13 protein-coding genes are annotated in these 15150 nt (G+C 66.1%); 8 read left to right on the top strand and 5 right to left on the bottom strand.

Annotation, left to right across the window (positions count from 1 at the left end):
• Position 1: 1 nt before the first annotated feature.
• Positions 2-673: an SDR family NAD(P)-dependent oxidoreductase gene (locus I8N54_RS14225; protein ID WP_140197409.1), complete on the top strand. Its 672-nt coding sequence runs from the start codon at positions 2-4 to the stop codon at positions 671-673.
• Complete coding sequence (locus tag I8N54_RS14220) at positions 667-2199, top strand: cryptochrome/photolyase family protein (protein ID WP_140197410.1); 1533 nt, start codon at positions 667-669, stop codon at positions 2197-2199. Before I8N54_RS14225 ends, I8N54_RS14220 begins: the two co-directional genes overlap by 7 nt.
• Here the strand turns inward: I8N54_RS14220 and I8N54_RS14215 are convergent.
• Genes I8N54_RS14215 through I8N54_RS14205 form a run of 3 tightly spaced genes read right to left on the bottom strand, consistent with a single transcriptional unit; the run spans position 2196 to position 5594 of the window.
• On the bottom strand, positions 2196-2987 hold the full coding sequence (locus I8N54_RS14215) for an amidohydrolase family protein (protein WP_197097682.1): 792 nt from the start codon (positions 2985-2987) through the stop codon (positions 2196-2198). The genes I8N54_RS14220 and I8N54_RS14215 overlap by 4 nt on opposite strands.
• Positions 2980-4701 carry a dihydroxy-acid dehydratase gene (locus I8N54_RS14210; RefSeq protein ID WP_140197412.1) on the bottom strand — a complete coding sequence of 574 codons (1722 nt, stop codon included), beginning with the start codon at positions 4699-4701 and terminating at the stop codon, positions 2980-2982. Before I8N54_RS14210 ends, I8N54_RS14215 begins: the two co-directional genes overlap by 8 nt.
• Positions 4701-5594: a dihydrodipicolinate synthase family protein gene (locus tag I8N54_RS14205; RefSeq protein WP_140197413.1), complete on the bottom strand. Its 894-nt coding sequence runs from the start codon at positions 5592-5594 to the stop codon at positions 4701-4703. The genes I8N54_RS14210 and I8N54_RS14205 overlap by 1 nt, the downstream gene beginning before the upstream one ends.
• Positions 5595-5728: 134 nt before the next feature.
• Between I8N54_RS14205 and I8N54_RS14200 the strand changes: the two genes are divergently transcribed.
• Positions 5729-6760 (top strand): Gfo/Idh/MocA family protein, encoded by a 1032-nt coding sequence (locus I8N54_RS14200; protein WP_140197414.1) that lies wholly within the window; start codon positions 5729-5731, stop codon positions 6758-6760.
• Here the strand turns inward: I8N54_RS14200 and I8N54_RS14195 are convergent.
• Positions 6687-7388 carry a GntR family transcriptional regulator gene (locus I8N54_RS14195; protein ID WP_232790400.1) on the bottom strand — a complete coding sequence of 234 codons (702 nt, stop codon included), beginning with the start codon at positions 7386-7388 and terminating at the stop codon, positions 6687-6689. The genes I8N54_RS14200 and I8N54_RS14195 overlap by 74 nt on opposite strands.
• Before the next feature lie 107 nt (positions 7389-7495).
• Positions 7496-9103 (bottom strand): GH39 family glycosyl hydrolase, encoded by a 1608-nt coding sequence (locus I8N54_RS14190; protein WP_140197416.1) that lies wholly within the window; start codon positions 9101-9103, stop codon positions 7496-7498.
• A 309-nt stretch (positions 9104-9412) separates the two neighbouring features.
• Between I8N54_RS14190 and I8N54_RS14185 the strand changes: the two genes are divergently transcribed.
• From I8N54_RS14185 to I8N54_RS14165, 5 genes are all read left to right on the top strand, one after another.
• Positions 9413-11308 carry an ABC transporter substrate-binding protein gene (locus tag I8N54_RS14185; protein ID WP_140197417.1) on the top strand — a complete coding sequence of 632 codons (1896 nt, stop codon included), beginning with the start codon at positions 9413-9415 and terminating at the stop codon, positions 11306-11308.
• Between the two features lie 91 nt (positions 11309-11399).
• Positions 11400-12404: an ABC transporter permease gene (locus tag I8N54_RS14180; protein ID WP_140197418.1), complete on the top strand. Its 1005-nt coding sequence runs from the start codon at positions 11400-11402 to the stop codon at positions 12402-12404.
• A gap of 6 nt (positions 12405-12410) precedes the next feature.
• On the top strand, positions 12411-13274 hold the full coding sequence (locus I8N54_RS14175) for an ABC transporter permease (protein ID WP_140197419.1): 864 nt from the start codon (positions 12411-12413) through the stop codon (positions 13272-13274).
• Positions 13275-13279: 5 nt separating this feature from the next.
• A complete protein-coding gene (locus I8N54_RS14170; protein WP_140197420.1) occupies positions 13280-14290 on the top strand; it encodes an ABC transporter ATP-binding protein in 1011 nt (336 codons plus the stop codon).
• Complete coding sequence (locus tag I8N54_RS14165; RefSeq protein ID WP_140197421.1) at positions 14287-15114, top strand: ABC transporter ATP-binding protein; 828 nt, start codon at positions 14287-14289, stop codon at positions 15112-15114. The genes I8N54_RS14170 and I8N54_RS14165 overlap by 4 nt, the downstream gene beginning before the upstream one ends.
• The last annotated feature ends 36 nt before the right edge of the window (positions 15115-15150 follow it).

Raw genomic sequence — 15150 nt, 5'->3', positions numbered from 1 at the left:
CATGACGACAGACATTGGAAAAACCCTGCTGATCGGCGCGAGTGGGGGCATCGGGTCCGCGCTGGTCGAGGCGCTCGGCGAGGCGGACCTCACAACGCTCAGCCGCTCGCAGGACGGGCTCGATCTCACGGACGAGGCGTCGATCCGTGACGCGGCCGACCGGATCGAGGGCCCGTTCGAGCTGATCCTCGACGTGACAGGCGCGCTCGAGATCGACGGGCAGGGCCCGGAGAAATCGCTCGACGACATCGACCCCGAGGCGATGGCGCGGCAGTTCGCCGTCAACACGATCGGCCCCGCGCTGTTGCTCAAGCATTTCGCCCCGAAGCTGGCGCGCGAGGGCAGGGCAGTGTTCGCGACGCTCTCCGCCCGCGTCGGTTCCATCGGCGACAACCGGTTGGGGGGCTGGTACGGCTACCGCGCCTCGAAGGCTGCGCTGAACCAGATCGTGCGTTCGGCCTCCGTCGAGATCGCGCGCAAGCGCCCCGAAGCCATCGTGCTGGCCCTGCATCCGGGCACCGTGGCGACACCGCTGACCGAGAAGTACCTCGGCCGTCATCCCTCCGTCACACCGGACGAGGCGGCCCGGAACCTGCTGAAGGTCATCGCCGACCGCAGGCCCGAAGACACCGGCGGCTTCTTCGCATGGGACGGAAGTCGCATCGAATGGTAGCACCGCGTCTGATCCTGGTGCTCGGCGATCAGCTGACACCGACGCTCTCTGCCCTGCGCGAGGGCGATCGGACGCGCGACGTCGTCGTGATGGCCGAGGTCCGGGACGAGGCGACCTACGTCAATCACCACAAGAAGAAGATCGCCCTGATCTTTGCTTCCATGCGCAAGTTCGCCGCCGCGCTGGAAGAGGATGGCTGGACCGTCGCCTACGGCCGGTACGACGACGCGGACACCGCGCGTTCGATCTGCGGCGAGTTGATGCGCCGCCACAAGGAATACGACGCCGATGGCGTCATCGCGACGATATGCGGCGAATGGCGGCTGCGGCAGGCGCTGGACGATTGTCCGCTGTCGATCGAGACGCTGCCGGACGACCGCTTCATCACGCCTCAGGGCATGTTCCGAGACTGGGCCGAGGGTCGAAAGAGCCTGCGGATGGAGTTCTTCTATCGCGAGATGCGCCGCAAGACCGGCCTGTTGATGGACGGCGACGACCCTGAGGGCGGCGAATGGAACTATGACAAGGAGAACCGCAAGCCCGCCAAACGCGACCTGCTGATGCCCGCGCCCATGAAGCATGAACCGGACGCGGTGACGGAAGAGGTGCTCGACCTCGTGGAGCGCGAATTCGCGGACAACCCCGGCACCCTGCGCCCCTTCTGGTTCGCAACCGACGCGACCGCGGCGAAGCGCGCCGCGTCCAAGTTCATGAAGGAGGCGCTGCCCTCATTCGGTGACTACCAGGACGCGATGCTGCAGGACGAGCCGTTCCTGTACCATTCGATCCTGTCGATCTACATGAACGTCGGCTTCCTCGACCCGCTGGAGATCTGCGAACAGGCGCAAGCGCAATACCGCGACGGCAACGCCCCCCTGAACGCCACCGAGGGTTACATCCGCCAGATCCTCGGCTGGCGCGAATTCGTGCGCGGTATCTACGACCTCGAAGGGCCGGACTACACGTCGCGCAACCATCTGAAGGCAAAGCGCGACTTGCCCGGCTTCTACTGGACGGCGGAGACCGACATGGCCTGCATGTCCGCCGCCATCGGCCAGACGCTGGAGGAGGCCTATGCCCACCACATCCAGCGCCTGATGGTCACTGGCACGTTCGCGCTCCTCGCCGGTATCGACCCGCATCAGGTTCACGAATGGTACCTCGAAATTTACGCCGATGCCTATGAATGGGTCGAGGCGCCGAACGTGATCGGGATGAGCCAGTTCGCCGACGGCGGGCTCGTCGGGTCGAAGCCCTATGCGGCCTCGGGCAACTACATCGACAAGATGTCGGATTACTGCCGCGGCTGCGTCTACGACGTGAAGACACGCCACGGCGAGGGGGCCTGTCCGTTCAACCCGCTCTACTGGGATTTCCTGCACCGCAACCGCGACCAGTTCGACGGAAACCCCCGGATGGCCCAGATGTATCGAACGTGGGAGCGGATGTCGGAGGAGAAGCGAGACGGGGCTTTGTCCTCCGCCGCCGAGATCCTGAAAGCCCTCGACGAAGGGGAACGGATCTAGCGGCCGTAGAGCGCCTCGGCGGCATTCTGCATCGCTTGCCATCGGTCGCCGGCCAGCGTCCGGATTTCGGAGAGCCAGTCTGCGTCCGGCATCGGCGGCTCCGCCAGTTCGGTGTGCGGCCAGTCCGTCGCGAAAAGGCACCGTTCGGGGTCCGCGTCGAGCAATGCGGCAGCGAGCGCCAACGCGTCCCGATGTGGTGCGGGCTCGGCGGAGATCCGATAGGGCGCCGACAGTTTCACGTGGACACGGCCCTGTTTCACGGCATCGACCAAGGGGGCGATCCCCTCGGGACCGGTGCCGCGCGGCGGATAGCCCATATGGTCGATTACGACCGGCGGTAGTCCCGGCTCATTCAGCAGCGAAGCAATGTCGGTCTTCGTGGCGTCGATCTGCAACTGAAGGTGCCATCCGGCCCCTCGCATCCAGTCCCACCAGCCCCGTGTCTGGTCGAGCGTCAGCCCGCCCGGATTGACCAGGTTGCACCGCAGCCCCCGCACGCCGGCGCGGTCCATCACTGACAGATCGTCCTGTGTGCTCTCCGGGTCCGGCACGGCGATCCCCCGACAGCGCCCGTTCGATCCGACCAAGGCGTTGATCAGGCAGGAATTGTCGAAGCCGTAGACGCTCGGGTGGACGATCACGGCGCGCGCGATCGACAGCCTGTCAAGGTGGCCGAGAAGGTCATCGAGCGGGGCGTGCGGCGGTTCGTAGCCGCGCGTCGGCGACAAGGGAAACTGCCGCCGGTCGCCGATCACGTGGACATGACAGTCCCAGCCGGTGTCACTCATCCCGAGCGCCGTCCGTGCCGACGAGGAAATCGAAGTCGCAGCCATGCTCGGCCTGCTGGACGCTCTCGACGAACAGCTTGGCATAGCCCCGCGCGGGCACCTCGGGCGCAGACCATTCGGCGCGCCGCCGCTCCAGTTCATCCTCGTCGACCAACAGGTCGAGCATCCGCGCCTCCGTATCGAGCCGGATGCGGTCGCCGTCCCGGACCAGCGCCAGAGGTCCACCGACGGCGGCTTCCGGCGACGCGTGCAGGACAACCGCACCATATGCAGTGCCGGACATCCGGGCGTCCGAGATCCGCACCATGTCGCGCACCCCCTCGCGGGCCAGCTTCAGCGGGATCGGGATCGACCCTGCTTCCGGCATGCCCGGCGCGCCGACGGGGCCGATGTTGCGCAGCACCAGCACGTGGTCGGGCGTCACCTCGAGATCGGGATCGTCGATGCGGGCAGCCAGATCCTCCAGCCCGTCGAACACCAGTGCAGGCCCTTCGTGCTGTCGCAGATGCGCACTCATCGCGGCCTGTTTCAGGATCGCCCCGCCGGGGACGAGGCTGCCGCGCAGCACCGCGATCGCGCTGCCTTCGACCACCGGGTCGGCGGCCTTGCGGATGATGGTCGTGTCGCTCCACGCTGGCCAGTCGTCCAGCACTTCGGACCATTGCCGCCCGTCGGCGCTCGTCGTGTCGGCGTCGAAATGCCCGGCCTCGGCCAGCTCGCGCAGCAGGGCAGGGAAGCCGCCCGCCGCGTGGAAGTCCTGCATGTAGAGCCGCCCGACCGGCTTCAGATCGCAGAGGATTGGCGTCTTGCGCCCGATCTCGTCCAATTCCTCGAGATCCAGCGTCACCCCGGCGCGGCCGAGGATCGCGGCGAGGTGGATCGTCACGTTGGTGGACCCGCCAAGCGCCTGGAGCGCCACCGCCGCGTTGCGCGCGCTGGCCTTGGTGACGAGGGAAGAGGGCAGGGGCCCTGCGCCGCGCGCCATCTCGACCGCGCGGCGGCCAGAGGCCTCGGCATGGCGCAGACGCTCGGAATGGACAGCCGGGATGCTTGCGCCCCCGGGAAGCATGAAGCCCAGCGTCTCGGCGATGCAGGCCATCGTGCTGGCGGTGCCCATCACCATGCAGGTGCCGTGCGACGCCATCAGCTGCGACTGCGCGGTGCGCAGTTCAGTGTCGCTCATCGCGCCCGCGCGATGCTCCGTCCAGAGCCGCCGGCAATCTGTACAGGCCCCAAGCCGCGTGCCCTCATTGCTGCCGGTCAGCATCGGCCCCACCGTGACCGACAGGGTCGGCACGTCGGCACTGATCGCGCCCATCAATTGTGCCGGGATCGTCTTGTCGCAGCCGCCGATCAGCACCGCGGAATCGAGCGGCAGCGCCTTCAGCATCTCCTCGGTGTCCATCGACATGAGGTTGCGCAGGAACATCGAGGTCGGATGGGCAAAGCTCTCGTGGAGGGAGATCGTCGGAAAGACCAGCGGCAGCCCGCCGGCCATCGACACCCCGCGCGAGATCGCCTCGACCAGTTGCGGCGCGGTGGCGTGGCAGGGGTTGAAGTCCGATCCTGTGTCGCAGATCGCCACCACCGGCCGGTCGAGGTCGTCGGCCCCGTAGCCCCGCGCCAGCAGGAAGGTCTCGCGCAGGAACTTCGCGAAGCCCTCGTCGCCGTAGGCCGTGAGCCGTCCGGCCAGTCCCGTTCCCTTGCCGCTCATCACGAGGTCATCGCTTCGGTCGACATCTTGGCTTGGAGCGCCTCGGCATCCGCGCGCCCCATCGCCGTCAGCGGTGGCCGGACAATGGACCAGTCGGCATCGCTATAGCTCAGGCCCAGCAGTGCCTTGATCCCCGGGATCAGCGGCCCGGCGGTGACGGCCAGCCGCTTGTGCGTCGCGTCCTTCTGCAACTCGGTCGCGTCCTTGCCCGACTGCAACGCCGCGATCAGGCTGGAAATACCTCCTGCGTTCACGTTCGCGGTGGCCGAGATGCAGCCTGCCGCGCCGAGCGGAATGGCGTCAGACAGGTGCGCCTCGTTCGCGGGGAAGACGGCGAAGCCGGGGTTCGCCTCGATGATCGCGCTCGTGTTGTCCCAGTCGCCCGAACTGTCCTTGAGCCCCACCACGATGTCGGGAAAATCCGTGCGCAGCCGCGCGATCAGGTCGAGCGACCAGCCGACACCCGCCATCTGCGGAATATGGTAGAGATAGACGCGCAGCCGGTCGTCGGACACGCCGTCGATCACCCGCGCGACGTACTCGTACAGCCCGTCATCGCCGACGCCCTTGTAGAAGAACGGCGGCAGCAGGAGCACACCTGCGCAGCCTGCGCGTGCGGCATGGCCGCTGAGCGCAATCGCATCGCCAAGGGCGCACGCGCCGGTGCCCGGCATCAGCTTCTTCGCCGGGATCGCGGCGAGAAGCGCGTCGAGCACCTCGCGGCGTTCCTCCAGCGTCAGGCTGTTGGCCTCGCTCGTCGTGCCGAGGGGGGCGAGGCCGCTCGCGCCATCCGCCAGAAGCGTCTCGCAGTGGCGCACCAAAGCCGCCGTGTCGACGCTCAGGTCGGCGCGGAACGGGGTTGCCGCCGGGGGCCACAGGCCGGTGCAATGCATGGTATCTCCTCCCTCCGTGTCTTGCCTCAAGATTGTCGGCTCACTTTGGTTTTGTCAACAAAATGACCAGTTGATTTCTGCATACGGGCAAAATAGCAGGATTGTGTTGACAATGATAAAGGGAATTGTCGCCAATGCAGCCGCTGCGGATCGCCCTCGTCGGGGCCGGATGGGTCACTGAACATCACCTTCGCGCCTATGGCGAGCTCGGAGACCGGGTCGAGGTGACGGCCCTCGCCGATCCCGATCCGACCGTCCGGGCAGACCGTGCAGAGCGCTGGGGCGTGCCACGGACCTTCGCCTCGGATGCCGAGATGCTGGCGGCGGTCGAGGTCGACGCGGTCGACGTCGCCAATCCGCGCGAACACCACGCGGCCTCGGTTGAGCGTGCGGTCGCCGCCGGCCTTCCTGTGCTCTGTCAGAAACCGCTGGCCCCCACGTGGGAGGAAGCGCGTGCGCTGGTCGACCGGCTTCCACACGACGCACGGCTTATGGTTCACGAGAACTGGCGCTACCGCCCCCATTTCGCCCGGATTCGCGAGTGGGTCGCCGAAGGTCGGATCGGCCGGCTCCGCCAGGCGACGCTGCTGGCGCGCACCTCGGGCTTCCTGCCGGACGAAACCGGCGCGCTGCCCGCACTGACACGGCAGCCTATGCTGGCGGGCCTGTCGCGGATGCTGCTGATGGAAGTGCTGATCCACCATGTGGATACCGTGCGCTCCATCGTCGGTGAGATGGAGCTGCTGGCCGCAGTCCTTGGCAACGACACCGCCGAATTGCAGGGCGAGGACCGCGCGACCATGTTGCTGCGGACCAACTCGGGCGCCGCCGTCACGCTGATCGGCGACTTCCGCACGCACGGGCAACCCGGTGGCCTGTCGGACGAGCTGGAACTCCAGGGCACTGACGGCGCGATCCGGCTCGAGGGCGACCGCCTGACCCTGTTCCGTAGGGACGAGACGCTTGCCGAGGATCGCCCCGACCTCGCCGCGAACTACACGGCTGCCTATCGTGACGCGATCGCGGCCTTCGTGGAGGCGGTCGCGACAGGGCAGGGGGCCGATCATTTCCGCGCCCAGGTCGAAGACAATCTCAGGTCTCTTGCGCTTGTCGAGCAGGCCTACGCGATGTCCGGCTTTCACTCTCCTCCGCCTCGAGCCGCTTGAGGTAGTGGCTCTTGCTGGGCCGGAGGTGCTGAACGCAAAGTTCTGACAGGGCCCAGGAATCCGTCCCCGCAAGCAGCGCGATCATCGCCCGGTGCTCCGCCCGGGCCGAGGCGAGCTGGTCCGGATTGCCCATGTTCGCGGCGCGGATGACATAGGTCATGTCCATCGCCCGCTTCAGCATGTTGACGAGGTATGGGTTCCGGCAAAGCGAGAAGAACCCGACGTGGAAGGCATCGTTCGTCGCGTGGATCTCGGGCAGCGTGTTGCTTTCGATCGCCGCTTCGTACCGCGCCTGGAGCGCCTGCATCTCGGCGATGTCGGTGGCGCTGGCGGGCAGGTCGATCTTGAGCGCGGCCTGCCGGGTCAGCATCTCGCGTACGTCGTAAAGCTGGCGGACCTCGTCGGCGGAATAGGCGCGGACATGGGCCCCCTTGTTCCGCTCGCGCGAGACGATCCCCGATCTCTCGAGGATCATCAGCGCCTGCCGCACGTGGTGGCGCGAGGCGTCCTTCTCCCGGGAAATCGTCTCTTCCCGCAGGCGTTCACCGGGTCCGAGGCGGCCGAAGATGATGTCGTGTTCGATCGCGCGCGCGACCGCCTCTTCCTCGTTGCCGAGATCCTTCGCCATCTTGCCGTCCTTCATGGGTTATCTGTGCCGGTTGCCGCGCCCGGGCGCAACTGGCCGTGAACCTCCGGACGGGGCCGGGACTGACCGCCCGGCCCCGTCGGCCCGCTTCAGAAGTCGATCCGCAAGAGACCGACCCCCTGCCGCGGGAGGGAGGTTCCGTATGTCAGCTTGCCGCTGTGCGCAGTCTCGCTCGCCTCGGCGATGACCGGCAGTTCGGACGCAGCGTGGAGCTTCTCCAGCTGTTCGGCCGACGGATCCTGCGGCGATCCCATGTCCTGCCACACGCCGAAGGCGTTGCCGTGGTCCGCGTCCATCCGGAACTCGCGCAGCGTCAGGGTGCCATCCGGCAGGCCCGAGAGGTCGAGCGTGATTTCGGCGGTGTCGCCGTCGTTGACCACATTGTCATCGTGGTAGTTCCAGAACAGGACGCTGACGCCCGTGTCGTCGCGCGTCGCGACGCAGTTCAGGTCCGGCGCCCGGCGCACCCCCTGGTCGAGGATCTGATCGAGCGGCAGCGCGCCGTCACTCTCCGCCGCGATCCAGTCGCCGTCGAGCTTGCCCATGAGCCGGAACGCGTTCAGCACCGCCTTGCAGACACCATTGGTGGCGAGATCGCGGAAGCCGTCGAACCACGGCTGGCCATCGAACATGAAGGCCCACGTCACCGCGCCCTCGATATGGATGCCGGAATTCCGCGACAACTCGTAGGTGCGCATCATGCTCTCGACCACGTAGACACCGTAGAGCGGCCCGTTGCGGTAGGCGTTCTGCGGATGAACGCGGGCGGAACAGGCGGCGCAGCCCTCGGGATCGGATTCGCCGATGATGACCGGCAGCTTCGCGAGCGGCGGATACTCGGCGATGATCTCGAGGTTGCCGCGAATGTCGAGCAGGTGCTTCGCGACGCCCATCCGCACTTCGCCGTCCTTCAGCTTGGGCTGGCCCTTGGCGTGGAAGGCGATGAAGTCGATCGGCACCTCGTGCTCGGTCACGTAGTCGAGCACGCCGCGCAGGAAGGTCTGCGCCTTGGGGTTGTCGTGCGCGCCGCAGGTGTGCGGCCCGCCGACCCGCGCTTCGGGCAGCACGTCCTTTACCGCGCGAACCGTGGCGGCGAACATCTCGCAATATTCCGGGATCGTGCCTTTCCAGTAGTGACCGTCCGGCTCGTTCCAGCATTCCCACGGCCAGGTCACGACTTTCTCGCGGCCGTAACGCTCGACCAAGTGCTCGGCCCACGCCTTCACGAGGCCATACCACTTGTCGAGGTCGTTCGGCGGGGCGGCCCAGCCTGTCATGATGGTCGAATAGGTGTCTTCCAACGACCACGAGTGGCGGTAGGGGCCGGGATCGTCGGACAGCGCCTCCGGCGTGAAGGCGACCTGCACGAAGGGCGTGGTGTTCGCTTCGACGTAGGCGTCGAAGATCCGGTCCATGATCGTCCAGTCGTAGACCGGGTTGCCATCGGCATCTTCGGTATAGGCGTTGGTGGAGCCCCACTTCAGCGAGGCTTCGCCGTCACCGGAGGTCAGCAGGTTGTGCGTCCGGATGTGCGGCGCGGTGCCCGACGCGGCGGCGAGATCGCGCAACAGCTTCTTGCCGTCGTCTGTGTAGGTATAGTTCGGCTCGTCGTAGCCAAACCAGTTCCACATCGGGTGGTAGCTGCCCTGCTTCGAGCTCGCGTCCACCTGCATCGTGACCTGTCCCTGTCCGGGCATGAGATGTCCTCCTCCTTGGTGCGGCCCGTTCCTCGGAGCGCGCGATTCCCGTGGTGCCGCGACTTCCGGGCGGCGTCCGTTTGTTCTTCGACGAGACGACCAACATTGTCAACAATCACATGCATTGTTAACAGTGCTGAAAAATTTCTTATAAGCAAAAACAAGCGTCTAGTCTGAATGGCTCATAAAATCCGTTGTCTGAACGCAATGTATTGTCAATAAATGCCCTGCGAGACACGCTTCGCACGCACCAAAGGAGGAGGCCGGTCGCTGCGGACCATGCAGGGAGGGGGCCTTTAGGGAGGAAACATGAGACTTCGCAGGTTGCTATTGGCGACAATCGGGGCCCTGGCATGGGCCGCACCCGTTGCCGCGCAAGACTTCATCGCCGGTCTGCCACGGGAAGAAACCCTGATCATCCAGGGCCCGGCGGCGCAGAACGCGGACTGGTTCAACCTCTGGGCGCCCGGTGGCGGCGCCAACCCGAACGGGAACCAGCAGCTGTCGGCCGACACGCTCTGGTTCATCAACCCGGAAGGGTCGGGGGACAGTGCCTGGCAGAACGCGCTCGCCGCGTCGCGCCCGCAGTACAACGACGACTTCACCCAGATGACGGTCGAACTGAAGGACGGCATCTTCTGGAGTGACGGCGAGCCCTTCACGGCCGACGACCTCGTCTTCACGGTTCAGACCCAGATCGACAACCCCGGCATGAACTGGTCGGCGCCGTTCACCATCAACGTGGAGTCGGTCGAGGCCACGGACGACCACACCGTCGTCTTCAACCTCAAGGCGCCGAACTCGCGCTTCCACACGCTCTTTACCGTGCGCTGGAACGCGGCGTGGATCATGCCCGAGCACGTCTTCGCCGATGTCGAGGATCCGCTCAGCCATACGTTCAACCCGCCCGTGTCGCTCTCGGCCTACGTGCTCGAGAACTACGACTCGAACGGGCAGTGGGCGATCTGGCGGCTCCGCGACGACTGGGAGCGCACGTCGATCGGCATGACGCTGGATGAGGCCCCGGCCGTCAAGTACGTGGTCTACCGCACCGCCGGTAACCCGGACGCCCGGGTCATCGAACAGTTGAACCACAACCTCGACGTCATCAACGATATCGCGCCCGAGGGGATGTTCACGATCGCCCGCGACGCCGCCGACAGCACGACCCAGTGGCTCCCCGGCTTCCCGTTCGCGCACCCCGACCCGACGCTGCCGTCGGTGCTGCTGAACAACCAGCTCGACAAGCTGTCCGATCCCAAGGTGCGCTGGGCGCTCGCGCTGCTCATCGACATCCGGGCGGTTTCCATGGGCTCCTACCGGGGCGCGGCCAACATCGCGGCGCTGTCCGTGCCGCCTACCGGCTCGGCGATCCCGGACTACTACGAACCGATGCAGGATTGGCTCGCCGACTACGAACTCGACACCGGCGAAGGCACAGTCCAGCCCTACAACCCCGACATCGCCCAGCAGATCGCCGAGCTCGTCGGGCCGCAGTGGGGCGACTCGATCCCCGAGGACCCGGAACTCCGCAAGGAGATGTTCGGCTTCGGCTGGTGGCAGCAGGATCCGGAGGCAGCAGCCCAGCTTCTGCGCTCCGCCGGCTTCACCGAGCAGGGTGACGGATGGCTCACGCCCGACGGCGAGCCGTTCGAGATGAAGCTCCAGGTCGAGGGCGACAACATCCCGACGCTGGCCCGTGCCGGCACGATCATCGCCCAGCAGTGGAGCCTGAACGGCATCCCGACCGAAGTCGTGGTGGCGGGTCCGACCCACACCCAGCGGCTCGACGTGGGGGACTACGAGGCGGCGATCTTCTGGACCGTCGAAACCTGGGGCGGGCATCCCGACCTGAGCTTCTTCCTCGAAAGCTACCACTCGGACTTCCTCGTCCCGCTCGGCGAAAGCCAGCCCCCGCGGAACCTGAACCGCTGGGCGAACGAGCAGCTCGACGAGATCATCGAGGAGAACCGTACCGTTCCCTTCGACAGCCCGAGGGTCGCCGAACTCGGCATGGAGTACCTGAAGCTCGCCGTCGACGAGATGCCGTTCATCCCGCTGATGGCCTACAACAAGTTCGCGCCGTTCGACACGACCTACTGGACTGGCTACCCGAGCATCGAAGACCCGTACTCCGCGTCCGGCCCCTTCTGGTCGAACATCCGGTACATGGTTGTCGAGCTGGAGCCCGCAGGCTCCGAGTAACGGTGGCCTGACGACCTGAACCAACGGGAGGCGGCGCCACGGGGCGCCGCCTCTCCCTCCGGGACACAAAGCGCAGGGCGGCACGCGAGAGATGAGCAGTCTGACAGCCTATATCCTGAAGCGTTTCATGCAGTTCGTCTTCGTGATCTTCACGGGCGTGACGCTGGCGTTTCTCATCACCAACCTATCACCGGTCGACCCGGTCGAGCAGTCGCTGACCCAGCTTACGAGCTTCGGCGCCAGCGATCCCCGCGCCGTCGAGATGATGCGGGAGGCCCTGGCCGAACTCTACGGCCTGCAGGGCAACCTGTTCGAACAGTACCTGAATTTCTGGGGACGCGTGCTGCGGGCCGACTTCGGCCCCTCGCTGTCCGCCTTCCCGACCCCCGTCTCTAAGCTGATCGCCAACGCCGCGCCCTGGACGGTCGGGCTGCTGGTCACTTCGATCCTCATCACCTTCGTGATCGGCAACGTGGTCGGCGCGCTGGCGGGCTACTTCCGCCACAACCGCGCGCTGAAGGTGCTGGGCATGGCGATCATGACGATCAACCCGATCCCGCACTACTTCCTCGGCCTGATCCTGCTGATCCTGCTGGGCTACATCTTCCCGATCTTTCCGATCTCGGGCGGCGCCCGGATGAACATGGATATCGGCCTGAACCTCAGCTACATCGGCTCGGTTCTCTATCACGGGTTCCTGCCGGCGCTGTCGCTGGTTCTCGCCGGCCTGGGCGGGTGGTTCATCGGGATGCGCTCGCTGGTCTCCAACATCGTGACCGACGACCACGTCATCTACGCCGAGCTCGGCGGCGTCCGCCGCAGCACGATCTTCAGCCAGTACGTCGCACGCAACGCGATGCTGCCCCAGATGACCGGCCTTGCCATGCAGCTCGGCCAGATCTTCGGCGGCACCGTGATCGTGGAGTTCCTGTTCAACTACCCCGGCATGGGCCGGCTGCTGATCCAGGGCATCTACCGGGGCGACTACAGCCTCGTGCTCGGCGTCACCACGATCTCGATCTTCGCCGTCGCCGTGGCGGTCCTGCTGATCGACATCCTCTATCCGCTCATCGATCCGCGCGTGAAGCTGGGATAATCCAACATGTTCAAAGTCATCCGCGACCTTCTGCGCTACAACACCGAGTTCCTCGCCGGCTTCACGCTGACGCTGCTGGTCCTCGTGTTCGCCTCGGCGCACTTCTGGACGCCCTACCCGGGCTACAACCTCTACCTCCTGCCGCCCGACATGCCGCCCTCGACGGAATACTGGTTCGGCACCACCTCGCGCGGTCAGGATGTCCTCTGGCAACTGTCCGAGGCGGTCTGGAACACCATGGCCTTCGGCCTGACCGTCACCATCCTGAGCCGGGTCATCGCGATCTCGGTCGGCATGGTGTCGGGCTACCTCGGTGGCCGGGCGGACCGCATCCTCATGTCCATCAACGACACCTTCATTGCGCTGCCCAACATCCCGATCCTGCTGCTGGTCTACTTCGTCCTGCGCGAAGAGATGACCTGGCCGCTGCTCGCCGTCTGCGCCGCGCTCCTGGGATGGACCTATGACAGCCGGCTGATCCGCTCCGTCTCGCTCAGCCTGCGCAGCCGGGAGTTCACGCGCCACGGCGTCTTCTCGGGCATGAGCACGTGGCGCATCCTGGTGCGCGAACATCTGCCTTACGTCCTGCCGATCGTGTTCTTCACCGCGATGAACAACCTGATCTGGGCGATCAGCCTCGAGGTCACGCTGTCGGTGCTCGGCTTCACGGACATCAACCGCCCCAGCATCGGCGGCATGATCTACTGGGCGAACCAGCACCAGGCGATCATCTCCGGCATCTGGTGGTGGATCGCGTTCCCGATCCTCTCCATCGTGATCCTGTTCCTCGGGCTCTTCATGCTTGCGATGTCGGTCAATGAATATGTCGACCCGCGCAGCCGGCTCGACCGGATGGGAGGTGTCGCGTGATAGAGATGCGCAACAGGCCCGTGGCCGAGGGCGACGTCCTCACCGTGGACGATCTCAAGGCCTACTTCATGGTCGACGGCTACGGCATCACCCGCGAGGTGCGCGCCGTCGACGGCGCCACCCTGCGGGTCCGCAAGGGGGAGGTCTACGGCCTCGCCGGGGAATCCGGGTCCGGCAAGACGACGCTGGTGAAGGCGATCGCCGGGGCCATCCGGCCGCCGCTCAAGATCGTCGACGGATCGGTCCGCTACCAGTTCGGCGGTGAGACGGTCGACATCTACGACAAGTCGGTGAATCACCAGTCGCTGCGCTGGCGCCACCTGAGCTACATCATGCAGGGCTCGATGAGCGTGCTGAACCCGGTGCGCCGGGTGCGGCGGTCGTTCCTCGACTTCGCCTACCGTCACATGAACATGCCCAAGGCGCAGTTCTGGGAGGCGGTGGAAACCCACCTTAAGAAGCTGCAGCTCGACCCGGCGATCCTTGATGCCTACCCGCACCAGCTGTCGGGGGGGATGCGCCAGCGCACGACCATCGCGCTCGCCACCGTCTGCAAGCCGGAGTTCATCATCGCCGACGAGCCGACGACTGCGCTCGACGTGATCGTGCAGCGCGACGTGTTGAAGATGATCAAGGAGGTCCAGCGCCAGCAGGACAGTTCCATCGTCTTCGTCACGCACGACATGTCCGTTCACGCCACGATCGCCGACCGGATCGGCATCGTCTATGCCGGACGCATCGTGGAGGAGGGGCCGACGACGCAGCTTTTCCGGGATCCGCAGCACCCCTACACGGTGCACCTGATCTCGTCCCTGCCGCGGATCGGCGACAAGAGCGCGCGCACCAGCCTGCCGGGACGGCCGCCGAACCTCGCCGACCCGCCGAGCGGCTGCCGCTTTCACCCGCGCTGTCCGCTCGCCATCGACCGCTGCCGCAAGGAGGCGCCACCGCTTGAGGGGCGCCACGGAGAAAACCGCGTCGCCTGCTGGCGTGCGGGGGAGGCCAAGATCGCATGACCCAGGTTCTCGAACTCGACCACGTGTCCAAGCAGTTTCGCAGCGGCGGGCTGTTCTCGAACCGTATCGTCCACGCGGTGCGGGACGTCAGCTTCACCCTCGACGACGACAATCCGGAGGTCTTCGCCATCGTCGGCCAGTCCGGCAGCGGCAAGTCGACGCTCGCCAACATGATCCTCGGCAGCGAGGAGCCCTCGTCGGGCACCATCCGCGTGCATGGCGAGGACATGTCGAACAAGCGCAGCAACAAGGAGCGGATCGCCTTCATGTCGCGGGTGCAGCCGATCTTCCAGAACCCGTTCGAGGCGTTCAACCCGCTGACCCGCATCGATTCCTACCTGTTCGCGACCGCCCGCCGCTTCCGCAAGGCAAAGAATCGGAAGGAGGAAGAGGCGATCGCCGACGAGGCGATGCAGCAGGTCGGCCTGTCCATCGCGGAGGTGCGCGGGCGCTACAGCCACGAACTGTCCGGCGGGCAGCTTCAGCGGATCGCGGTCGCCCGCGCGCTGATCCCGAAGCCGGACCTGATCGTTGCGGACGAACCCGTGTCGATGGTGGACGCCAGCCTGCGCATGTCGATCGTGAACCTGTTCCGCGACCTGCGCGACCGGCTGGGCGTGACGATCATCTACATCACCCACGACCTCGCGACGGCCTACTACATCGCCGACCGGCTCATCATCATGAAGTCCGGCGAAGTGGTCGAGCAGGGCGATGCCCGCGAGGTGCTCGACAACCCGCAGCACCCCTATTCCCTGGCGCTCAAGAACGCCGTGCTGCCGCCCGATCCCGAACGCGCGCACGAGGTGATCGCGCTCGACTGATCCGACAAAGGCTTGACTTGCACTGTCAGGAGGCGC

It is taken from the genome of Pelagovum pacificum (genome assembly GCF_016134045.1).
Lineage (GTDB): Bacteria > Pseudomonadota > Alphaproteobacteria > Rhodobacterales > Rhodobacteraceae > Oceanicola > Oceanicola pacificus_A.
Note: the sequence above shows the minus strand (reverse complement) of the source record. Positions and strands in the feature narration are given on the sequence as shown.